Raw genomic sequence first — 21637 nt, 5'->3', positions numbered from 1 at the left:
TAGGTCGATACCGACCGCACGTCCCATCTGCACTTCCTCCGGCGTCGCCACGTCGTTGTCTCTGGAACGGACGCAGACAAGTTGAGTCGTACAGACATAACTTTGCGTCCCCGCAAGATCAGCCTGCCCGACCGACATCGCTCAGTCAAGCGAGTTGAGTCTGATCGACTCAACTTCTCTGAGCACGATCGATAGAGGTACGGCATGATCGTGCGCACACACGCCGTTCTCATCGCCGCCAGTCAGGTTCGGCCGGCGAGCAGTGCACCTCCGGGCATAGAGCTGCTCGACCAGGCCCCACCTGGAACGGCTGCGGGCGTTGGCCAGTGGTCGTCAGCGCCGTCCAGGTCGAGCCGCATGACTCACATCCGCACCTGATCGGGAAAATGCGCGCATCGGAGTCTGGTCGGCACCACTCCGCAGGCTTCCCGACCTTCTCAGAGAGCTGACGGCCGGGCACCTGGCGAACACTCTGCGGGGCAGGCGCAGCCCGTGGGGGGTGAGTGATCGGCCAAACGTGCGCGCCCGTCGCACGCTTGCGCCCGCCGCTGACCACGCCAAGCGGCACCATCGCGGGATGGTCAGAGGACTTGCCGCGACGCCACCGACCGCCCCACTCGCGCGCCGTACACCGCTCCATCTCTTGGTCACATGGACGGCGAACAAGAGGCCTGCGGGACGGCTCGCCGCATGGGCGAGTCCCTGACGGACGCCGCAACCATTCCCGAACGCGCCGATCAGCAGGCCCCAAGGAGCCCCGTGGCTCACCCGCCGGGCGGAGCCGCCTTTCTCAGCTTCGCAACATGATCGACGATGCATCGGACGCCTCGAACGGCGCCGACCGCTCGCCGATCCGCACGTACAGCCGGAGGCGGCCCGCCGCCACCGCCTCGCGCAACGCCAGCGCCAGCACCGCGTCGCTCATGCCGCGCGACGCCAGCTCGTCGGCCAGCTCCGCACACCGGCTTCTCTTTTGGTCATGTGGACGGCGAGCAAAGGCCCGCAGACCTCGCCACTTCACGTCAAGTTGCTGGACGGACGCCGCGACCGCGCCCCTGAATATTCGGCGACAACCGAGCCGAGCCCCTCGCACAGGGACTGCGCCTGGCTCGGCGGTGGCCTTCGTATTGCCTGAGCGGCGGGGTCAGCGCAGGGGGAGGGCGTCGACGCGTTCGGCCGGCAAGGCGAGGGCCGTGACGATGGCGCGCAGCTCGTTGCGCTCGGCCGCGGTCACGCGCGCGGCGCGGCTGTGCAGAGCCGAGACCAGGAGTTCGACGGCCTTCTCCCACCGTCCGGCGGCCGCGGCGTCGGTGACGCGGCGCAGTGTCGGCTGGGGCAGCCGGTCGCGGTAGCAGGAGGGCAGGCGCCGCAACGTCTGAGCCAGTTCCCGGTGTTGCCGGCGCGTCAGCGGCGGCATGGCGGGCCGGGGCTGCCAGTCGCCCATGGCCAGACTGACCACCTGGAACACCTGCATCAGCACTGCCTTCCTCCTCCCTTTCCCGGCACGACGGCGCGCGCTCCGCACAGATCTCGCCGTGCGCCCGGCGGCGGGCCGCCCGACCGTGCCGTGCCGTACCCGAGGCGCGCCGGTGGCAAGCCGCTGACCAGGCAAAAGGCCGTAAGCAATGGCTGAACGTCGAGGCAAGGGACGGTCGGGACGAATCGCCGATTCCCTGATGTTTGGGCGGCGACCGGGGGGTAGCCACAGCAGCACACCCACATGCGACCGCGAGGACGGGGCGGCACGTGCCCCGTCCTCCAGACGCGTGGATCACGTTGAGACAGTGCGGGGGCCGATATGGCGACAGTCGCCGAAACCAGAACAACGCGCAGACGCACCACGCAGCGGAAGGGGACGCAGAGCCCGACCCGGGCGGCCACCGCCACGCGGAGGCGCTCCCCGGCGACGACGAGAACGACGAGGACGGGTGCGGCAAGGACGCACGAGCAGAAGGAGACCACCGTTCCGGTCCCGGTCGTCACGCCGCACGTGACGGTGCACAGGGTCCGGGTGCCGACGCCTCATCTGGGGCTGAGCGGGCATCAGGTGGTCGACGCCGGGAAGGCCGTGGCCTCGTCGCTCCCGCCGCCCGGACGGCTGGCCTACTACACGGGGCTGGGCGCCCTGGCGGTGTTCGGCCTCGTCGACTGGCCCGTCGCCGCGGCGATCGGGGTCGGCGTCGCCGTCGCGCGGCGGGCGACCCGCGGCCGGCAGCGGACCGGACCGGCGCGCACCGGGCAGAGCTAGGACGCGGGGCGACTGACGGCACCGCCTCAGGCGGACGCGAGGCGTATTACCGACTGTTCACCTGCTGGTCACCCACGATTCGGCACCGGGACGCTCCAAATGGGATAAAACGGTCATGCCGTATGTCGATGACCGAGGTGTTCTCCCGTGACCGATCTTCTGGCCACCATCCTCGCGAAGGCGCTGGCCGCGCTCGTCGAGGCCGCCATCGCGCGGCTCGTGATCGCGATGATGCGCACACCCCGGGCCGCGGCCGCCTGACCTAGGGCGCCGCGTCCGGCCGCCGGGGTCTGAGATGCGCGATACGACCCGTCCTGGCAGCGCTGCCGTTCCGACGCTTGTACGCGTTCGGGCCTGCGTGCGCCGTCTGCTTATGGCTTGATCCGTGCTCGGCGCGTCGGTCCGCCGCCGCGCCGAGCTGTGAACGTCAACCGCACAGGCGCGCCGAGGCGGGCATTCTCGGTGTGCCCTTGCCTTGGCGCGCCCGCGCGACCGTCAGGGATACCCGTTCGAGATGGCGCCCGCCTGGATCCGGGGGGCGCCGCCGCTCAGCCCACCGGCTGGGCGACCTGCTCGGCGTCGGTCTTGGCCTCGTCCGCCTGCCCGTCGGCCTTGGCGTCGCCGGACGCGCCGTCCGCGGCCTTGCCGTCGTCCGGCCTGGCGTCGGGGTGGGCCGCGATGAACTGCTCGTACACCTCGTCCGAGATCTTGCCGCGGACGCTGACCTCGATGCCGTTCTCCTTGGCCCACTCGCGGACGTCGGTGTTGGTGTAGCCGCGCAGCTTGGGCGAGGTGTCGGCGGCGCTCTTGCGGGAGCGCCCGGCAGCCTTCACGACGGTGGCCTTCTCCAGGAAGGGCGCGAGCATGTCCAGCGCCTCCTGCAGACGCTTGTAGTTCGCGTCGCCCAGATCGATGGTGAACTTCGCGCCCGCGACCTCGAAGTCCCGCTTGGCGACGTCCTCACCGTCGTAGCCGTCGATGTCGTCCACCATGACGACCTTGGTGGCCATTGTGAAGGCTCCCCCTCCTGATCTCCTCAGCGATCAAGCATCATAGAGCGCCGCGACCGCCGTTCCGGTCCAAACGCGATCCGCGTTCCGCTCGGCGCGCCGGTCCGCCCGCGCGGCGGGGCCGCCCGCCGGGGATTGGGCATCCCCGACCGCGTGTCGTGGCAGTGTTTCTGCACGTCAGTCCCTGTCGGCCGCCGCCGCGACACGGTCCGGACGCGGCGCGGACGTGTCCAAGACCACTCGTCCCGCCGGTCATGACTCCGTGCCGAGTCCCATCACAGGGAACCGCCGCGTCGCCGTGCGATCGGGCGGCGACGCGGCGGTCGCTCCAGAACTCGAGCCCCGACGGTGCGGACGCCGTGCGGCGCCGCCGGCTTCGTCCACAGTGCTCCGACCTTCAGGCCGAGGGGGTGAAGCGGCCCCTCCCGCGTAGCGGGGCAAGGCGATCCTGCTGTTCGATGCACTGGCGCAGGACGCCTGATCGGCGCTCGGCCCACGCTCCCCGGCGAAAGAGGAGCCGACCAAGCTTGTTCGCCCGCTAGCAGTGACGGGCCGGCTCGGAGAACTCCCGTCGCAGCCGCCGGGAGGACACCCCTTCGGCGAGTTGACGAGCCGAGACAGTGCAACCATTGACGGGAAGTCCACCAGCAGGTGCACGTGGTCGGCCTAACCGTTGAACTCGGCCAATTCGCACTCGAATTCCGCGCACACGTCCCACACGATTTCTCCATGCGTTCCAGGTGTGCCCCCTTGAACACCGGATGCCGGAACTTGGTCACGAAAACCAAGTGAGCGTGCGGGACGAAAGCGCAATGCCTGCCGGTTCTGATGTCTCCATTTTCGACCATGAACCGCGTTTCCAGACCGGCGGGCCCGCGGCGGGCGAACGGGCCGATGCCGCCCAACGCGCCCGTTCTGACGGCACCGGCCGGCGGCGGACGCATCGCCTCCGCCGTCGGCCGGTGCGGGCGCCGGATCAGCGGCTCAGCATTTGCGGAGCTCGCGGACGCGGATGTTGCGGAACTCGATCTGGTCCTGGGAGCCGTGGTTCTGCACGCCGATGAAGCCCTTCGCGAACTGGCGCAGGTCGGTGGGCGGGTCGCCCTCGCGCGAGGACTGCTTGCCGGGCGTGTTGTCGAACTCGTTGATCACTTCGCCGTTGCGGATGACCGTGTAGTGCTGCCCCCGGACGCGGATCTCGAGGTCGTTCCAGGTTCCGGCGGGCGTGGGACGGGCCTGGTCCAGGCCGAGCGCGGCGAAGTTGTAGATCGAGCCGGTCTTCTGCGGCTCGCCGGTCGCGCCGTCGTAGATCTGGATCTCGTGGCCGCAGTAGATCGCCACCCAGGCCGGGGAGGTGCGGGCCGCGCCGATCGTGCCGCAGCTGTCCGGCGGACGCTGCTCCAGCGGGGTGCGCGGGTCGGGGAAGCGGACCAACACGCCGCTGTTGGAGGAGCCGCCGTCGGTGCGGGCATCGCGGAACTGCAGCCGCAACGAGAAGTCGGCGTACTCCTTGCCCGCGTACCACAGCATGCCGAGACCGTCGACGCTGCGGATCGTCCCGTCGGGCTGGAGGGTGAACGAGCCGCTGGGCGCCTGGATCCACCGCGACAGCGACTCGGCGGTGCCGTCGAAGATGGTCGTGTAGCCGCTGCCCCTGCCGATGCCGGAGCGGCCCGCGGCGGCGAACAGCCGGCCCTGCTCCTTGCCGCTGAGCAGGCCCGCCCTGCGCAGGCGAGCGGTCACGGCGGACAGGTGACGCAGGAACGCGCCCTTGCTCGCCCACGTGCGCTCGTCGTCGATCAGGTCGTTGATGGTGCAGCCGCCCGCGACCTGGCGGCTGGGCACGGTGGTGCGCTCGTCGAGGATCCAGACCGTGGGACGGGCGTCGGGGGCGGGACAGGAGGCATGGAACCCGCCGCCCCCCTCCGCGGAGGCGGCACCGGCGGGGGCGGCGGCCGCCGCGGCGGAGGGCGCGACCACCCCGGACGACACCAGCGCGGCGGTGAAGGTGAGGCCGATGAACCGGCGGACAGCTCGGCGGCGATCGGGAGCCACGGATCCTCCTCGGTCTGGTGGGATGGAGACCTGCTTTGCACTGTTACAGCGCTTGTTTGTCCCGTCAATGGCGAAAGTCGGTCAACACTCCTCTGATCGACACCGCGAGCGGCGTGCCGCGTCAGAGCGACGGGCCGCGACCGGATGTGGCCACAACCGGCGCTCCCGCCGTCAAATTCGGACACCAGGCCAGCTAGATGGGCATACCACTCGCTCGATCGCCACTCAGATCTTTTGCCTCTTTCAGGAAAAAGTCATTGATCGTACAGACGAAAGATCTAGGCGACCAGGGCAAAGTCATCTAGCATCCAGGAGGCCACTGATCAACGCTGCCCCGACCGGGACGGGGGAGGGCGCGGGGCTCACACGTCCAGGGGAGGGACGTCGTGCCTTGGAGACAAAGCCGACTATTGCTCCTGTCCACCTCCTTGATGCTCCTACTGTCCATGCTGGTCGCGGCGCCGAGGGCGGCGAGGGCTGAGACCGTCCGCTCGAAGGCCGCCGCCTCCTACCGGGTGCTGGTGTTCTCCAAGACGGCCGGGGAACGCGTGGACTCCATCCCCGCCGGCATCGCCGCCATCCGGGAGCTCGGCGAACAGAACGACTTCGCCGTCGACACCACCGAGGACTCCGGCCTGTTCACCGAGGAGAACCTCGCCCAGTACAAGGCGGTGGTGTTCCTGTCGGTGACCGGCGACGTGCTGAACGACGACCAGCAGCAGGCGCTGCAGGGCTTCGTCGAACGCGGCGGCGGCCTGGTGGCGCTCAACACCGCGGCCGACGCCGAGCCCGACTGGGAGTGGTACGGCGCCACGATCGGCGCGCGCACCAAGTCGTCCAGGCCCGCCGCGCAGGAGGGCGAGCTGCTCGTGTACGACCCGGCGCACCCGTCCACCAAGGACCTGCCGCGCCGCGTCAAGCACAACGACGTGTTCTACAACTACACCGCCAACGTGCGCGGCAGCCTCCACGTCCTGGCCGGGGTGGACGAGAAGTCCTACAGCCCGGGCGACGGCGCGATGGGCTACGACCACCCGATCAGCTGGTGCGGCGAGGTGCGCCAGGGACGGTCGTGGTACTCCGGCCTGGGCACCGTGGCCTCCGCCTACGAGGACGCCGAGTTCCGCAAGCACCTGCTGGGCGGCATCCAGACCGCGGCGGGCGTGATCGAGTCCGACTGCGGCGCGACCGTGTGGAAGAACTTCCAGACCACGCTGCTCACCAAGGACGTCGGCGAGCCGATGGACCTGGCGGTGCTGCCGGACGGGCGCGTCCTGATGACGAGCCGGCGCGGCGAGTTCCGCCTGTTCGACCAGCGGACCGGCGAGGTCACGATGGCCGCCACCATCGACGTCTACACCGGCGAGGAGGACGGCCTCCAGGGCGTCGAGCTCGACCCGAACTTCAAGGAGAACGGCTGGGTCTACTTCTACTACTCCCCCGCCGGGACCACGCCCGAGAACGTCCTGTCCCGGGCCAAGCTGGTGGGCGACAAGCTCGACCTGAGCACCGAGCAGAAGATCCTGCACGTTCCGACGCAGCGGCGCCTGTGCTGCCACGTCGGCGGCGACATCGGCTTCGACGCCGAGGGCAACCTGTACCTGTCCACCGGCGACAACATCAACCCGTGGCAGTCCAACGGGTACGCGCCGATCGACGAGCGGCCCGGGCGCGGCGACTACGACGACCAGGGCCACGCCGCCAACACCAACGACCTGCGCGGCAAGATCCTGCGGATCAAGGTCAACGAGGACGGGTCGTACTCGATCCCCGAGGGCAACCTGTTCCCGCCGGGCACCGAGAAGACCAAGCCCGAGATCTACACGATGGGCGAGCGCAACCCGTTCCGGTTCGACGTCGACAAGAAGACCGGCTGGGTCTACATGGGCGTCGTCGGCCCGGACGCCAACGAGGACAGCCCGACGCAGGGCCCCGAGGCGTTCGAGCGGCTCAACCAGATCCGCGGCCCGGAGAACCACGGCTGGCCGTACTGCCAGGCCAACAAGAAGCCGTACTTCGACTACGACTTCGCGACCGGCACCACCGGCCCGCCGTTCGACTGCGACAACCTCGTCAACGACTCCCCCAACAACACGGGGCTGCGGAACCTGCCCCCGATGACCTCGCCGCTGCTGTGGTACCCCAATGACTGCGCGACCTGGAACGAGTTCCCGCAGTTCTGCCCGCCGACGCCGGGCGGCCGCACGGCGATGGGGGCGCCGGTCTACCACTACGACGAGAACCTGCAGTCCGACACCAAGTTCCCCGCCTACTACGACGGCACGCCCTTCTTCTACGACTACTCCCGGCACCGCGCCTGGGACATCAAGCTCGACGACGAGGGCGACCTGCTCAACATCAACACGTTCCTGCCGAACATGTTCACCAGCACGGACGGCTCGGTGAACGGGCAGCCGATGGACATGGAGTTCGGCCCCGACGGGTCGCTGTACTTCCTGGACTACGGCGGCGGCTTCTTCACCGTGGGCCCGCGCGTCGGGCTCTACCGGGTCGACTACGTCAAGGGCAAGCGGTCGCCGGTCATCCAGGCGACGGCGACGCCAACGTCCGGCAGCGTCCCGCTGACGGTGAAGTTCGACGCGTCCGGCACCCACGACCCCGACGGCGACCAGATCTCCTTCGCCTGGGACTTCGACGGCGACGGCACGACCGACTCCTCCGAGCCGGTCGTCGAGCACACCTACACCGCCAAGGGCGCCTACCAGGCACGGCTGCTCGTCAGCGACGTGACGGGCAAGTCGTCGGTGCAGACGTTCCCGATCACAGCGGGCAACAACGCGCCGAAGGTGACGATCTCGTTCCCGGGCAACGGCGGTTTCGCCGCCTTCGGCGAAACGGTCCCCTACAAGATCAACGTGACCGACGCCGAGGACGGCGAGATCGACTGCGACGCGGTCGAGCTGCAGGTCGCCCTCGGCCACGACCAGCACGCGCATCCGATCCTGGAGAAGAACGGCTGCGAGGGCACGTTCGCGCTGGAGAACGTCGAAGGCCACGGCGACGACGCCAACGTCTTCACCGTGCTGCGCGCCATCTACACCGACAAGGGCGCTGACGGCGTGCCGGGTCTGGAGGGCAGCCACCAGATCCTGCTGCAGCCCAAGCGCAAGCAGGCCGAGCACTTCACCGAGAACAACGGCACGGCCGTCATCAACCACGGCGGCGCCCAGGGCGGACGGCGCATCGGCGCCATCCACAACGGCGACTGGCTGGCGTTCAACCCCGTCGACCTGACGAACATGACGTCGGCCACGTTCCGGGTGTCCTCGGGCGGCGCCGGCGGCACGATCGAGATCCGCAAGGGCTCGCCGGACGGTCCGCTGGCGGGCACCGCGAAGGTCGACAACACCGGCAGCTACGACCGGTACGTCACGCTCGACCCGGTTCCGCTCACCGACCCGGGCGGCGGCGCCGACAAGCTGTTCCTCGTGTTCACGAACCCGGACTCGTCGGACGCCCTGTTCGACGTCGACTCGGTCCGGTTCAACGGCAAGGGGATGGCCGAGGCGATCGGCGTCCAGGTCACGGCGAACGAGAAGAGCGGTCCCGCGCCGCTGACGGTCACGTTCACCGCCACCGCGCCGGACGCCCCGGCGAACGCCGTGTACACGTGGGACTTCGGCGACGGCGGCACCGGCCAGGGCGCGTCCGTGACGCACTCTTACACCAAGCCCGGCGAGTACACCGCCAAGGTGACGGTGACCGACTCCGGCGGCGGCGCGCTCGGCACGGGCACGGCGGCCAAGGTGACGGTGGCCCGCAAGGTCGAGGGGACGATCCGGGTGACGCCGGACCACGTCGAGCGCGGCACGGGCGAGCAGCACACGGCCGTCGCCACGCTGAAGCCCAAGCGCGGACCTGCGAAGGGCCATGACATGACCATCCAGGTGTTCCGCAAGGCGCCCGCGGCCCCGCTGCCCAACGGGTACACCAGCGGCACCCCGTACCAGCTCGCGGAGGAGGCGATCACCAAGACCGATTCCCGGGGACGCGCCAAGCTGGCCTACACCAGCCCCGTCGGCGCCGACGACATCGTCGTGGCCTGCGCCGGATACCAGAACTCCTGCGTCAAGGACGGCGCCAAGGTGCTGGTGGTGAACGGCAAGACCCCGGCCAACCTGCGCACCGACTACATCTCGGACACCGCGAAGGTCGCCTGGAAGCCGGTCCCCGGCTCCGACGGCTTCGTGGACCTGTTCGACGGCAAGACGCTGGGCGGCTGGGACCACGCCGGCTCCGGCTCGTTCACGATCAACAACGGCGTGCTGACGCCGCAGGGCGGACGCGGCGCGCTGTGGTACTCGCGTCAGCGGTACCGCGACTTCACGCTGGAACTGGAGTACGAGCAGGACAGCGTGAGCGCCGACTCCGGCATCTTCCTGCGGATCCCGGACGGCGACGCCGCCGTCGCCGACCCGCAGACGAAGGGCTACCAGGTCTCGATCCTGGACCGCGTGGACGAGGCCCGGTTCCGCACCGGCTCGATCGACGGGATCGACCCGGCCGACTTCCTCAACGTCAAGCCGGTCGGCGGCGGCTACAACAAGGTGCGCATCGAGGTCCGAGGCCAGGAGTACAAGATCTACTGGAACGACCAGCTGGTGAACACCTACACGGGTGACCGCGAACTGGCCGGTCACATCGGGTTGGAGAACAACGGCGGCGGCATCCGCTTCAAGAACATCAGGATCGCCCCGCTCTCGAAGTAGCAACCGCCCCCCGCAAGCGGCGGGGCCGGGTGCCCACCTCCCGCACCCGGCCCCGCCGCCGCGCGTTCAGGCGCTTTCGCCGCCGCGGCGCGGCCCGCCCGGACGGTCCTCACGGCCCGGCCGGCCGCCCGCCGCGGCCCGCACGGCCCGGGCCGCCTCCGCCGCCGACTCTGCGTCGGTGTCGACGCGGATCTCGTCCTCGCCGACGGCGCGGACGCCTTCGGCGGCCCGCAGGGCGATCCGGCGCAGCGTCTCCTCGGGCGGCCCCCGCAGGTCGTCGCCCGGGATGACCGGGTTGCGTCCTCGGCCGCGCAGCAGGTCCGCTCGGTCAGCCGCTCGGGCCCGGCACTCAGGCGGCAGAAGGTCAGCGCCGTCGCCGGGAACAGGCCGTCATACGGGCGGGGGTGCCCGGCCTCGCCCGAGACGATCAGACACCGCGCTCCTGCCGCGCGGAAGACCTCGTGCAGGGCGGCGAGGTCGGCCGCCTTGAGGGCGTGGCCGCCCGGGTCGCCGTCGGCGGCCGGACGCAGGAAGCCGATCTGCCGCACGTCGATGCAGGCGGACGTGACGCCGTCGCGGACGGTCTGCCGGAAGTTCTCGTATCCGACGGTGGACTTGCCCACCCTCACCGGCCCCCACAACCACAGCACCGGCATGGCGCCCGCAGAGCCCGTCCGCGCCCCCGGGCCGCCGCCCGGCGCCAATGACGCGTGCCTGGACGGTTCCGGATGGGACGGCGCCCGCGCCGCCGACGGGACGGCGGGCCACTCCCCCAGCCGGTCCAGCACCAACCGGGCCGTCTCGGGCACCGTCAGCCCGCCCGTGTCGCCGCACACGTCGGCGAAGGCGGTCCGGTCCAGGGCGCCGGCCGCCGCGGGGCCTCGGCGGGCCGTGTCGCGATCCCAGACCTGCCGCACGCCGGCGGGATGAGATCGCAGAAGTCCGACCGCGGAAAGAACACGGTCCCTTCACCAAGCGACCCCAAAGAACGAGGAAAGGATCGCCGCTCTACTTTGACCATATTTGGCGACGTATTACACATTTAACCCTTATCAGGCGCGTAGAGTTGAAATGTCAACACATCACCTGCTGTGCATGCACAGCGGACGGGGGGAGACATCGGATGAAGAAGATCCAGCGCTTGGCCGTCGTCGGCGTCACGGCGCCCGTCCTGGCCTTGGGCGCTCCCGCGATCGCACTGGCGGGCACCGCCTCGGCGACGCAGTCCGCCACCGTCACCCAGTCGACCAGTGTGAGCAAGTCAGGGCCGTACGACGACGGCTGGCGGCACCGCCGGCACTTCCGCCATCACAACTTCAAGTTCCACAACCGCCACCACTTCAGGCCCTACAACCGCCACCACTTCAGGCCCTACTACCGGCACCACGGATGGCACGGCGGATGGGGTGGCGCGCTCTACAAGAAGAGCGTCAGGTTCGCGGGTCCATCCGGCGCGTTCTCCAGCACTGTCGTCAGCGCGGCGAGGTAGCGCTTTCCACAAAAGAAATCGACGGGCCCGGTCGGCACGGCACCGGCCGGGCCCTCACCATGCCGATCAACGCCCCCGGATGACATAGCGAACTTTGGGGATGAGTTGCACTATCAACCACCTACCGGACGAATCGGGCTAATAGGGTCGGGGATGGAGTAGAGAGCTGTGCACACGGCACAGAGACAGGGGGAAAGCACAATGTCGAAGAAGGTTCGGCGTCTCGCCGTCACCGGCCTCGCGGCCGGCGCCCTGGCGGTGGGCGCTCCGACGGCGGCCCTGGCGAGCACCGCCACTGCGGCGCCGCAGAAGGCCCCTGCCAGCACCCAGTCCGTCGCCGGCGCGCACTCCGTCGTGACCAGCCCCGCCGATGGCTGGGGCTGGGGCTGGGGCTGGGGCGGCCCCTGGGGCGGCTGGGGCTGGGGCAACAGCTGGTGGGGCTGGTGGTAAACCACCCGGTCCCATAGCGAGTCAGCCCCATAGCTGACCCAGCTCAGTTCAGACGCCGAGGCCCGGCACGGTATTGCACCGGTCGGGCCTCGGCGCTGTCGGTGTCAGCGCACACTGCCCGTCGCAGTCATGGAAATCCCGCGCCGCACCGAACGTCATTTTTTACGTGAATGGCGCCTAACGCTCAGACTTATCGATGACAACGGTCGACGGGCGACGACACCTTACGGCGCGCCGACCGCGTTTTCGGCTCGGCAGGCCGTCGCATCAGCCGGCAGAAAAATCTGATTTTTCGACGCCGCCCGGCAATTTCGTCCTCTCACCCCTCGGCGCCCGTGTGCGCGGACCGGTACGCGGCGCGATGGCAAGGCCGGCGGCCGAGACCGGCAGAGCCTCGCGGACGCGCCCTGGACCGGCCCGAAACATCGATGGCGTGGGCCGCGCCCCGAGGGCTACGGTCCACCCCGTGCATGATCCAGACGGATATTTCGGAGAAGAGGTCGCGGCCCGGTACGACGAGACGTCGGCGGCGATGTTCGCACCGGAGGTGCTGGACCCGGCGGTCGACTTCCTCGCCGAACTGGCCGCCGGCGGCCGCGCCCTGGAGCTGGGCGTCGGGACGGGCCGCGTGGCGCTGCCGCTGTCGCGCCGGGGCGTCCAGGTCCACGGCATCGACATGTCGCGGGCGATGGTGGCGCGGCTGCGCGCCAAACCGGGCGGCGACGCGATCGGCGTGACCATCGGCGACTTCGCCACCACGCGCGTGGACGGCGAGTTCGCGCTCGTCTACCTGGTGTTCAACACGATCAACAACCTGACAACGCAGGCGGCGCAGGTCGCCTGCTTCCGCAACGCCGCCGCCCACCTGCAGCCGGGCGGCTGCTTCGTCATCGAGGTCGGCGTCCCCGAGCTGCGGAAGCTTCCGCCAGGGCAGAAGGTCGTGCCGTTCCAGGTCGGCCCCACGGGGTGGGCGTACGACATCTACGAAGTGGCCACGCAGTCGATGAGCTCGAACTACGTCGAAATCATCGACGGCCGGTGCGAGTTCCGCTCCATCCCGTTCCGCTACGTGTGGCCGGCCGAACTCGACCTGATGGCCGAGCTCGCGGGGCTGCGGCTGCGGGAACGCTGGGAGGACTGGACGCGAGCGCCTTTCACCAACGAGAGCCCCAAGCACGTCTCGGTCTGGGAGAAGCCGCGCACCTGACGTCCGCCCAGGCGTCCTGTCCGGTGGTTCACCGCCGGGGCTCCTCCTCCCGGACGGCGGTCCGCCGCCTGGTGGCGAGGAGGCTGGTGACGGCCGTCACCGCGAGGACGGCGACGATGAAGCCGAGCGAGAACGCGAGGCTGATCTCAGGGACGTGCACCCCGGACTCGTGCAGCGCGTGCAGGACCAGCTTCACCCCGATGAACCCGAGGATGACCGACAGCCCGTAGCTCAGGTGGACCAGCCGCTGGAGCAGCCCGCCGATGAGGAAGTAGAGCTGGCGCAGCCCCATGAGGGCGAACGCGTTGGCGGTGAAGACGATGTACGGGTCCTCGGTCAGGCCGTAGATCGCGGGGATGGAGTCGACGGCGAACAGCACGTCGGTGGAGCCGATCGCCAGCATGACGACCATCATCGGCGTCATCACGCGCCTGCCGTCCCGCCGCACGAACAGCTTCGTCCCGTGGTAGCGGTCGGCCACGCCGAGACGGCGCTCGACGGCCTTGAGCAGCCTGTTCTCCTCGTACTCCGCGTCGTGGCCACCGGAGCGAGCGTCCTGGACCAGCTTCCACGCCGTCCAGATCAGGAAGGCTCCGAAGAGGTAGAACACCCAGGAGAAGGCGGAGATCGCGGCGGCGCCCGCCGCGATGAGGACCGCCCGCATCGCCAGCGCCATGACCACGCCGACCATGAGCACCCGCTGCTGGTAGACGGCGGGCACCGCGAACCTCGACATGATCAGGACGAACACGAACAGGTTGTCGACGCTCAGCGACTTCTCGGTGATGTAGCCGGCGAAGAACTCCCCGGCCGCGGTGCCGCCGCCGAACGCCAGCAGCCCCAGCCCGAAGGCGACGGCCAGCGCCACCCACACCGCCGACCAGATCCCGGCCTCCCGGGTGGACACCTCGTGCGGCCTGCGTCCGATCAAGAAGTCCGCGACGATCAGCACGCACAGGCCGGCGACGGTCGACGCCCACACGCCGAAGGTCACGTCCACCGTTCCTCCCGAGGCCGGTGCGTCCGACTCTGCCAGTCGCGAACTGCCGTGACAATGCGCGCGTCTCACCGGTCGGGCGGAAATCGACGATGCGGGGATCCCATTCGCCGTGGCCGACGCCGAACCAGGCGCGAGCGGCCGGACGGGCCCGCCGCTTTCCAGGAGGTGAACGTCGACGAGGGCGGGCGGCGGACGCCGGGGCGGTCTCGGGAAAGCCAGGTGCACAAAGCCGTGCGAATGTCTCACCATGGAAGGGTGACGGGGATGATCCACAGCATGGGCGATCAGCCGCTGCTGCGGCTGGGCGCTCAGATGGCCGAGGTCGAGGCGCTGTACGCCCGCGTGCTGGACGCGCCCGACCAGCGCACGGAACGAGACGCTCTGCTGGAGCTCGCGGGGGCGGGCGCCCGGCTGGCCGACCTGGCGCGCGGTGCGGCGGGGGTGCCCGCGGGCGGTCCCAAGGCGACCGACGGCGCCGTCGCGGGGGGCGGCGCGCAGTCCGGCGGACGCCGCAAGGGGGCACCGGTCCGTGTCCGCACCGCCTGCTCCGCTCCGCCGCCCCGCCGGCGCAAGCTGGAGCGTCGCATCTCGGGGGCGCGGCGCACGGTCGACTGGATCGTCTCTCGCACGGGAGGCACCACCGGCTGACCTCGCGCTCCCCACGCCCTCAGGCGGCGCCCTCCGCCCGGCGCCCGGCGCGCCTGCGCGCAGTCGCTGGAAGCGCCGCACCGGCGTCGTCTCTCGTGCCCTGCTCACTGGGAAGAGGCTGCTCAAGGCGGCCGTGCGCGCGCCGCCACCGCGGCGACACGGATGGCCGGACGCCCCGAAGCGGACTCCAGGCGATGGCACGGGCCGCTGGGACGGCGTCTGCGCGGGGCGGACATGTCATCAATCGGCTCATCAATCGGCGCTTTTCTGTGGCCGCTGCTCCCGGATCGGACGCATCTCTCGGGCCAGCGCGCCGGTCGAGAACCCTGCGGCTGCGTCGCGCGGCTCCGCGGCGGGCCGGACGTTCACGCGCGCACCGCCGCTGGAGCCGCGCGGCGCTCGCCCGCGAGTGAACCGCGCCCGGGGAGGTATCTCCCACCCGGGAGGTGGTCGGCATGGGCGGAGAGGTCCGCGACGGCGTCGCGCTCACCAATCTCGACCAACCGCTGTTCGACGGCGCGGACGCCACCAAGCGGGACCTGGTCGACTACCTGGACGCCATCGGCGAACGGTTCGTCCCGCACCTGGCGGACCGGCCGTTGTCGGTGATCCGGGCGCTGCGCGGCCAGCAGCCGTTCATGCAGAAGAACCTGCCGAAATACGCCCCGCCGTGGGTGCGGAAGGCGCGGTTGTGGGCGGAGGCGTCCCGGCGCGAGGTGTCGTACGCGCTGTGCAACGACCGCCGGACGCTGCTGTGGTTCGCCAACCAGCGCGCCGTCGAGTACCACATCCCCCTGATCCGCGTCGGTCGGTGGGACGAGCCCACCCATCTGGTGCTGGACATCGACCCGCCGTCCGGGGACTCCGCGGAGTCCTTCGCGCTCGCCGTCCGCGCCGCCCGCCTCGTCCGGCAGGCGCTGGCCGAGTCCGGCCTGTCGGGGGCGGTGAAGACGAGCGGCTCCAAGGGTGTCCACGTGTTCGTGCCGGTGAGGGCGACGATGGAGGAGGCCGCGGCGGCGACGCGGGCGCTGGCCGCGCGCGCCGCACGGCTCGACCCCGCGCTCGCGACGACGGCGTTCATCCGCGAGGACCGGGCGGGGAAGGTGTTCATCGACTCCACACGAGCCGGGACCGCGACGGTGATCGCCGCCTACAGCCCGCGTCTGCGTCCGGGCGTGCCCGTCTCGTTCCCCGTGGCCTGGGACGACCTGGACGACGTCGCCCCCGGTGATTTCACTCTGCGCACCGCGGCCTCTCCGGTCGTCGAACGCGATCCCTGGACGGTCCTCATGCCCGCACCGCAACCGCTCGACGCCGATCTCGTCGAGGAGGGCCGGGCCATTCCGGTGGCCCGAGTGCAGGCCATGCACGAAGGAAAGCGCCGCGCCCGCGCCCGTCGCGCCGAGCAGTGAGCGCCGCATAACCTGGCGTGGTGCTCGACGCGGCTGGGGAGAACGTCGGCCTGCGGCAGGCCGACGACGCGGACAAGGAATTCTGCTATCGGCTGCACAAGGCGGCCCTCGGCGACTACGTCGCCGCGATCTGGGGGTGGGACGAGCGGGCGCAGCGGGACTGGCATGAGCGCCTGTTCGACCCGGGGAACTGGCAGATCATCACCATGGGCGGGGCCGACGTCGGCATGATCAGCGTCGATCGCCGCCCCGAGGAGATCTACCTGGGGCGCATCGAGATCCTGCCGGAGTACCAGGGGCGCGGCATCGGGACGAGACTGATCGGCGATCTGCTGGACGAGGCCGAGCGGCGCGGCGTGCCCGTCGTCCTGGACGTGCTGGTGGTCAACCGCCGCGCGTACGCGCTGTACGAGCGGCTCGGGTTCCGCGAGGCGGGACGGCACGGCGACGGCTACATCAAGATCAGAATGCGCCGCGAGCCGTCGGGGCGGTGACGCCGGGGCGGCCGCGAGGGGTGGTCAGGGGTTCCAGACCATGGTGCGTTGGTGGACGCGGCGCCCCTTGTAGCGCAGGCCTGGGATCACGCGGGCCGGGCCGTGCGCGACGAAGCCCTTGCGCTTGAAGAAGCGGATGGCTCGCATGTTCTCCGCGACGGTCTGAAGGTGGCATCCCGCGACCCCGTGGTCGGTCACGCGCTCCAGCCAGTGGTCCATGAGCCGGTCGGCGGCGCCGCTGCCGCGGGCCTCGGGGACGACGTTGATGTGCAGGTGCGCCGGCCACCGCGGGTCATGGAAGTCGCCGGCGACCGGTGCCCGCCGGAGGGCCGCCCAGGCGACGTCGACGAGACCGCGGGCGAAGAACCCCGCCGACCGCGGCCTCAGGAACGGCCGGTACCGCCGGATGGCCTGGTCGACGCGCGCGACCTCGCTGGGGAAGGCCGCGCTGTCCAGGCATCCGGCCAGGTAGCCGATCACCCGGCCGCCGTCGATCGCCAGGAGCAGCGAGCCGGGCTCCAGGTCCATGTACGGGCGGAGGTAGACCGCCGCCTCGGACTCGTCGTGGCCCCACAGCGAATCGCTGGGCGAGCCTTTGCGGGCACGGGCGAACAGGGCGTGGAGCACCGGCCTGTCCCGCTCGGTGAACGTCCGGATCTTCACCATCCCCGACTCCGCCTTCCCCGGGCCGTGCCCATCCTCGGCGCGCCCCTCCCTTCACCAGATCAACGATCAGTGGTTCCCGACGTCACGGTCGCGCACCGACGAGTCTCACGGATGGTACGACCATCCGGCGCCGCCGACGTAGTTGATCTTTGCTGCTCACCGGTGTCATCGCAATGCATCCGAAGGGTGCGGCCGATGCGCGGCACGGCCGGACGGCCGGGTCCACGCCAAGGCGGAAGTCCATTGACACAGACCTCTTCACGTGTCTACCGCCCCGTCAAGGTGGGGACGTTCTCTCAAGGGGGACGCGCCAGGGAGGAGCTCATGTCGCTGCGACACGGCCTGCTCGGCCTGCTGGCCGAGGGGCCCGCCAGTGGGTATGACCTGACCCGGCGCTTCCAGGAGGTGTTCGCGGCGGTCTGGCCCGCCCAGCATCCGAAGATCTACGGCGAGCTGGGACGTCTGGAGGCCGACGGGCTCATCGAGGTCGACAGCCGCGGGCCGCGGCGCCGCAAGGCGTACCGCATCACCGACGAGGGCCTTGCCGAGGTGCGGCGGTGGCTGGCCGAGGACGACGTCGACCACACGTTGCGCCTGGAGGCGCTGCTGCGCTCGTTCTTCCTTTGGCTCATCGAGCCGGAGGACGCGGCCCGCCACCTGCGGCGGGAGGCGGCCTATTACAGCGAGCGGGCCGACTTCTACCGCGGCCTGGCGGCGGCCAAGGACAGGGGCGACTTCGGCACGGCGCCTCCCGTCCAGTCGATGCGCCTGACCGTCGAGGCCGCCGTCCGGCTCTACCAGGCCCTGGCCGACTGGGCCCGCTGGGCGGTGGACGTCACCGAGCAGGGACGGCTGCACCAGCGCCGTCCCAAGGGAGCGCCCCTCGAACACGACGCCTGACCGCGGGGAAGACGGGCATCCCCTGCGCGTCGACGGTCCCCGTGTGCGGCGCGCGCACCCATGCGAACGGGTCTCGCCGTGCGTCCGAGTGCGCGGCGGGACCCGGATGGCGCGCTCAGTCCGTCTGGCAGGTGGAGCCGTTGAGAGTGAAGGTCTCCGGCCGGGTCGTGTCACCGGTGTGGGCGGCCTGGAAACCGATGTCGATCGAGCCCTGGGCGGGGATGACGGCGTTGTAGGAGAGGTCGGTGGCCGTGACGCGACCGGAGGTCGGCGTGTAGGTCGCGCCCCAACCGGAGGTGATGGTCTGCCCGGCGGGCAGGGTGAACGTCAGGGACCAGCCGTCGATCGGCGCGGTGCCCGTGTTCGTGATCCCGGCGCCGTGGTGAACGCGACCGCGGGCGACGGGTCGGACCGGTCGCCCGCGCCGTCGCGCGCCCGCACGTACACCTCGTAGCGGGTGTCGGGGGTGAGACCGGTCAGCGTGATGGAGGCGGCGGTGGTCCGGCCGAGCAGCGTGCCGTCGGACCGGTGGACGTCGTAACCGGCCAGGCCGGAGCCGCCGGTGTCAGTGGACGCGGCCCAGGTCAGCGTCGCGCCGGTCGCGGTGACATCGGACACGGACGGGGCGCCGGGGGCGGTGGGCGGCGCGGTGTCCGGGGCCTGGCCGCTGTAGATCGTGGCCTCGCGGGAGGTCTGCCGGATGCCGTTCGCCCCGTTGAAGATCCGCTCGCCCCAGGAGGTGAGCTGGGTCGGGTCGAAGTTCCGCACCATGTCGAGGTACTCGACGCCGCCGCCGTTGCCGCTCCACGACCATCCGATGTAGCCGACGCCGCGCGCCTGCGCCTCGGCCATGATGGTGTCCTCGTCCGGGTCGCCGTCGGAGTGGTCGAACCCGAACTCGCCGATCACCAGCGGCAGCCCGGCCGCGCGGAACCGGGCGAGGTAGTCGGTGATCTCGGCGGCGGTGTCGAACACCCCGTACATGTGGATGGAGAACACCGTGTTGCGGTCGGGGTCGGCGGCGAAGACGGTCTGCGCGTTGTCGCGCATGGTGAAGCGCCAGTCCTGGCCCCAGTTGGGGGCGTCCACCATGAGCAGGTGGTCGAAGCCCGCGGCGCGCAGCCGCTTGATGGCGTCGGACGTGGCGGTCGTCCAGTCCGGTGTCACGGGGTTGTTGCCGATCGGCTCGTTGCCGATGTTGATGACGACGTAGTCCTCCTCGCCGACGAGCACGTCGCGCAGGCTCAGCCAGTAGTCGACGGCGTCGTCGAGGGTGCGGGCGCCGTCCTGCTCGCCGTAGCCGGTGGTGTCGTGGTTCTCCAGGACGCAGATGAGCCGGTTCTGCTTGCACAGCGCGACGACGTTCGCGACGTCGGACGGGCCGTTGGCGGGCCAGCGTCCGCCGCTCAGCACGACGCGCACGGTGTTCGCGCCGAGCGCCTTGATGTCGGCGAACGCCCTCGTCTGCGACGTGTACCAGGCGTGCGGGTGGCTGACGCCGCGCATGACGAAGCGGTTGCCGTTGGACTCGACGATGTCCGTCCCGCTCACTCGCAGTCCGACCGCGTCCGCGCGGGCGGGGGCGGCGGTCGCGAGCAGCGAGGCGAGCAGCGACGCCAAGGCCGCCGTCACGGCGGCGCAACGGGACCTGGATCTCATCCGGTGTCCTCCTTGCGGGAATCGGGGTGCCGGAAACGCTCCACGGGCCGGGCCCGCCCGCCGACGGCCAGAGCACCCATGAAGCTAGGCATGCGCCGCGGCGTCGTACAGTGACGGCGACGCGCGGTCTCGGGACGGAATGCGCGGCCCGTCCGGGACATACCGATTGAGCTGGGAGGACGCCTTCGCCGGCGGGCCGGTGCGAGGCCGGGCGATGTCGGCGTGCGGTGAATCTTTCATTCGGTTTCGGGAAGTTCCACCACGCGCGCGCCGTACGGAGGCAGGGTGACGTCCGGGTGTGCGATGGCCAGTTCGGTGTCGGCCTGGCTGACGAGGACGGCGAAGCGGCGCCCGTCGGCGTGCACGAGCACGTCGGCCGACACGCGCGGATCGGGAACGGTGACGGGGCGGCGCACCCCGGCGAGCCGGGCCAGCGCGTCGTAGATCCGGTACGTGGGTTCGGGGTGCACCAGCGGCGTCGCCGCGGCCATGTGCCCAGCGGGTACGTGCACAGCACGACCCAGCCGTCGCCGCAGCGGCGCCGCAGCACGGCGGGGCGCCCGTGCCCGTCGGTGGCGACGACCTCGGCGGACACGGGCCTGACGGGCAGGAAAGCCCGGCTGTTGCCGTTGCCGCCGGCGCGGAATCCTCATTCCCCACGACATTGCCGCAAAGACGAGCAACGCAGCCGCTAATCTCGGCGGCCGCGTTGCGGGGCCGGAGAAGCCCGGGCCGCGGCCACGGGTCGCGCCGCGCGCCGACGGCCCCGATCAGCCGCTGATCTTGCGGCGGAGGGCGTCGAGGCGGTCCCTCGTGGAGGGAAGGGTGAGGGACCACATCTGGTCGCGGGTCTCGTCCTCGAGGACCTGCTCGTGGCCGCGTCCGTCGCCCGCGCGCCGCAGCGACGCCTTCGTGCGGCGCAGCAGCTCGGGGTCGACGTCGCGGGCGCCCGCGGCGAGGGCCCGCGCGGCGGGGAGCAGCTCGGCGTCGGGGACGCACCGGTACGCCAGCCCGGCGGCGACGGCGGCCCGCCCGTCCAGGCGCTCGCCGAACAGCACCATCGCCGCGGCCGTCTGCGGGCCGACCAGCCGGTGCAGCATCCAGGTGTGCCCGCCGCCGGGATGCAGGCCGATCTTCAGGAAGCGGGTGTCGAACCACGCCGACTCGGCGGCCAGGCGCACGTCGCAGGCGAGCGCCAGGTTGAGCCCGGCGCCGACGGCCGGGCCGTTGACCGCCGCGATCGTCGGCAGCGGCGAGCGGGCCACCCGGAGGAAGCCCTCGTAGACGGTGTGCACGCCGGACGCGTCGCCGTCGGCGGCGGCCAGCAGGTCGGCCAGGTCCGCGCCGGCGCAGAACGCCGGGCCCGCGCCCGTGATCACCACGGCGGCCGTCGTCCCGTCGGCCTCCAGGCGGTCGAACGCGGCGGCGATCTCGCCGACCAGGGCGCCGGACAGGACGTTGCGGCGGTCCGGGTCGTTCAGCGTCAGGACGGCGACGCCGTCCTCCACGGCCACGTCCAGCGGCGCGTTCACCGGCACTCCTCGGGCAACCGGAGACAGGTCATGCGCCGATCTTCTCATCACCGGACGGTGCGCCTCGGACGGGGGCGGTCAGGGCCGGCGGACGCGCGGAGGGCCGCCGCGCGGGGACGGCGCTAGTTGTTCTGTCC

20 protein-coding genes are annotated in these 21637 nt (G+C 70.9%); 9 read left to right on the top strand and 11 right to left on the bottom strand.

What is annotated here, in order from left to right; all coding sequences use genetic code 11:
• Positions 1-790: 790 nt before the first annotated feature.
• Both AR3_RS32705 and AR3_RS25445 read right to left on the bottom strand, forming a co-directional pair.
• Positions 791-925: a hypothetical protein gene (locus tag AR3_RS32705; RefSeq protein ID WP_281179292.1), complete on the bottom strand. Its 135-nt coding sequence runs from the start codon at positions 923-925 to the stop codon at positions 791-793.
• 219 nt (positions 926-1144) lie between these two features.
• Complete coding sequence (locus tag AR3_RS25445) at positions 1145-1480, bottom strand: hypothetical protein (protein ID WP_067917597.1); 336 nt, start codon at positions 1478-1480, stop codon at positions 1145-1147.
• Positions 1481-1990: 510 nt separating this feature from the next.
• On the opposite strand from AR3_RS25445, the gene AR3_RS25440 reads away from it, so the two are divergent.
• Positions 1991-2248: a hypothetical protein gene (locus AR3_RS25440; protein WP_217998764.1), complete on the top strand. Its 258-nt coding sequence runs from the start codon at positions 1991-1993 to the stop codon at positions 2246-2248.
• 548 nt (positions 2249-2796) lie between these two features.
• Here the strand turns inward: AR3_RS25440 and AR3_RS25435 are convergent.
• Positions 2797-3258, bottom strand: coding sequence for a histone-like nucleoid-structuring protein Lsr2 (locus tag AR3_RS25435; RefSeq protein ID WP_083951979.1), 462 nt, complete (start codon positions 3256-3258; stop codon positions 2797-2799).
• 984 nt (positions 3259-4242) lie between these two features.
• Positions 4243-5313: a 3-keto-disaccharide hydrolase gene (locus AR3_RS25430; protein ID WP_067917593.1), complete on the bottom strand. Its 1071-nt coding sequence runs from the start codon at positions 5311-5313 to the stop codon at positions 4243-4245.
• 431 nt (positions 5314-5744) lie between these two features.
• On the opposite strand from AR3_RS25430, the gene AR3_RS25425 reads away from it, so the two are divergent.
• Positions 5745-10043 carry a ThuA domain-containing protein gene (locus AR3_RS25425; RefSeq protein WP_083951975.1) on the top strand — a complete coding sequence of 1433 codons (4299 nt, stop codon included), beginning with the start codon at positions 5745-5747 and terminating at the stop codon, positions 10041-10043.
• Here the strand turns inward: AR3_RS25425 and AR3_RS30000 are convergent.
• The gene (locus tag AR3_RS30000) at positions 9971-10960 is read right to left on the bottom strand and encodes a hypothetical protein (protein ID WP_083951973.1); all 990 of its coding nucleotides are present in this window, start codon (positions 10958-10960) and stop codon (positions 9971-9973) included. The genes AR3_RS25425 and AR3_RS30000 overlap by 73 nt on opposite strands.
• 206 nt (positions 10961-11166) lie before the next feature.
• Between AR3_RS30000 and AR3_RS25415 the strand changes: the two genes are divergently transcribed.
• The 3 genes from AR3_RS25415 to AR3_RS25405 all read left to right on the top strand — a co-directional run bounded on the left by AR3_RS25415 (position 11167) and on the right by AR3_RS25405 (position 13189).
• Positions 11167-11532 carry a hypothetical protein gene (locus AR3_RS25415; RefSeq protein ID WP_067917587.1) on the top strand — a complete coding sequence of 122 codons (366 nt, stop codon included), beginning with the start codon at positions 11167-11169 and terminating at the stop codon, positions 11530-11532.
• A 201-nt stretch (positions 11533-11733) separates the two neighbouring features.
• Positions 11734-11982, top strand: coding sequence for a hypothetical protein (locus AR3_RS31290; RefSeq protein ID WP_067917585.1), 249 nt, complete (start codon positions 11734-11736; stop codon positions 11980-11982).
• 466 nt (positions 11983-12448) lie between these two features.
• Positions 12449-13189 carry a class I SAM-dependent DNA methyltransferase gene (locus AR3_RS25405; protein WP_067917582.1) on the top strand — a complete coding sequence of 247 codons (741 nt, stop codon included), beginning with the start codon at positions 12449-12451 and terminating at the stop codon, positions 13187-13189.
• Between the two features lie 28 nt (positions 13190-13217).
• On the opposite strand, the gene AR3_RS25400 is transcribed toward AR3_RS25405, so the two are convergent.
• Entirely contained in the window at positions 13218-14189 is a 972-nt protein-coding gene (locus AR3_RS25400) for a TerC family protein (protein WP_067917580.1), read from the bottom strand.
• 276 nt (positions 14190-14465) lie between these two features.
• Between AR3_RS25400 and AR3_RS25395 the strand changes: the two genes are divergently transcribed.
• From AR3_RS25395 to AR3_RS25385, 3 genes are all read left to right on the top strand, one after another.
• On the top strand, positions 14466-14837 hold the full coding sequence (locus AR3_RS25395; protein ID WP_146150404.1) for a hypothetical protein: 372 nt from the start codon (positions 14466-14468) through the stop codon (positions 14835-14837).
• A 455-nt stretch (positions 14838-15292) separates the two neighbouring features.
• Positions 15293-16249: a DNA polymerase domain-containing protein gene (locus AR3_RS25390; protein ID WP_067917603.1), complete on the top strand. Its 957-nt coding sequence runs from the start codon at positions 15293-15295 to the stop codon at positions 16247-16249.
• Between the two features lie 20 nt (positions 16250-16269).
• Complete coding sequence (locus AR3_RS25385; RefSeq protein WP_067917601.1) at positions 16270-16743, top strand: GNAT family N-acetyltransferase; 474 nt, start codon at positions 16270-16272, stop codon at positions 16741-16743.
• A 24-nt stretch (positions 16744-16767) separates the two neighbouring features.
• On the opposite strand, the gene AR3_RS25380 is transcribed toward AR3_RS25385, so the two are convergent.
• Positions 16768-17409, bottom strand: a complete 642-nt coding sequence (locus tag AR3_RS25380; protein ID WP_067917576.1) for a GNAT family N-acetyltransferase — start codon at positions 17407-17409, stop codon at positions 16768-16770.
• 324 nt (positions 17410-17733) lie between these two features.
• Between AR3_RS25380 and AR3_RS25375 the strand changes: the two genes are divergently transcribed.
• On the top strand, positions 17734-18309 hold the full coding sequence (locus tag AR3_RS25375) for a PadR family transcriptional regulator (protein ID WP_067917574.1): 576 nt from the start codon (positions 17734-17736) through the stop codon (positions 18307-18309).
• A 115-nt stretch (positions 18310-18424) separates the two neighbouring features.
• Here AR3_RS25375 and AR3_RS31850 read toward each other — a convergent pair whose 3' ends face one another.
• From AR3_RS31850 to AR3_RS25360, 4 genes are all read right to left on the bottom strand, one after another.
• A complete protein-coding gene (locus AR3_RS31850) occupies positions 18425-18628 on the bottom strand; it encodes a cellulose binding domain-containing protein (protein WP_245637928.1) in 204 nt (67 codons plus the stop codon).
• An 8-nt stretch (positions 18629-18636) separates the two neighbouring features.
• Positions 18637-19968, bottom strand: coding sequence for a cellulase family glycosylhydrolase (locus AR3_RS25370; protein WP_083951971.1), 1332 nt, complete (start codon positions 19966-19968; stop codon positions 18637-18639).
• Positions 19969-20204: 236 nt separating this feature from the next.
• Entirely contained in the window at positions 20205-20459 is a 255-nt protein-coding gene (locus AR3_RS31570) for a hypothetical protein (protein ID WP_067917572.1), read from the bottom strand.
• Positions 20460-20738: 279 nt separating this feature from the next.
• Complete coding sequence (locus tag AR3_RS25360) at positions 20739-21500, bottom strand: enoyl-CoA hydratase (protein WP_067917599.1); 762 nt, start codon at positions 21498-21500, stop codon at positions 20739-20741.
• Positions 21501-21637 lie beyond the last annotated feature (137 nt).

Origin of the sequence: Actinomadura rubrobrunea NBRC 15275 (genome assembly GCF_001552235.1) — a bacterium.
Taxonomy (GTDB): Bacteria; Actinomycetota; Actinomycetes; order Streptosporangiales; family Streptosporangiaceae; genus Spirillospora; species Spirillospora viridilutea.
Note: the sequence above shows the minus strand (reverse complement) of the source record. Positions and strands in the feature narration are given on the sequence as shown.

Bases quoted from the DNA above. Each gene is read 5' to 3' on its own strand.
- AR3_RS32705 (WP_281179292.1), bottom strand. From the start codon at position 925: ATGAGCGACGCGGTGCTGGCGCTGGCGTTGCGCGAGGCGGTGGCGGCG.
- AR3_RS25435 (WP_083951979.1), bottom strand. From the start codon at position 3,258: ATGGCCACCAAGGTCGTCATGGTGGACGACATCGACGGCTACGACGGT.
- AR3_RS25425 (WP_083951975.1), top strand. From the start codon at position 5,745: ATGCTCCTACTGTCCATGCTGGTCGCGGCGCCGAGGGCGGCGAGGGCT.
- AR3_RS25415 (WP_067917587.1), top strand. From the start codon at position 11,167: ATGAAGAAGATCCAGCGCTTGGCCGTCGTCGGCGTCACGGCGCCCGTC.
- AR3_RS31290 (WP_067917585.1), top strand. From the start codon at position 11,734: ATGTCGAAGAAGGTTCGGCGTCTCGCCGTCACCGGCCTCGCGGCCGGC.
- AR3_RS25395 (WP_146150404.1), top strand. From the start codon at position 14,466: ATGGGCGATCAGCCGCTGCTGCGGCTGGGCGCTCAGATGGCCGAGGTC.
- AR3_RS25390 (WP_067917603.1), top strand. From the start codon at position 15,293: ATGGGCGGAGAGGTCCGCGACGGCGTCGCGCTCACCAATCTCGACCAA.
- AR3_RS25380 (WP_067917576.1), bottom strand. From the start codon at position 17,409: ATGGTGAAGATCCGGACGTTCACCGAGCGGGACAGGCCGGTGCTCCAC.
- AR3_RS25375 (WP_067917574.1), top strand. From the start codon at position 17,734: ATGTCGCTGCGACACGGCCTGCTCGGCCTGCTGGCCGAGGGGCCCGCC.
- AR3_RS25370 (WP_083951971.1), bottom strand. From the start codon at position 19,968: ATGAGATCCAGGTCCCGTTGCGCCGCCGTGACGGCGGCCTTGGCGTCG.
- AR3_RS31570 (WP_067917572.1), bottom strand. From the start codon at position 20,459: ATGGCCGCGGCGACGCCGCTGGTGCACCCCGAACCCACGTACCGGATC.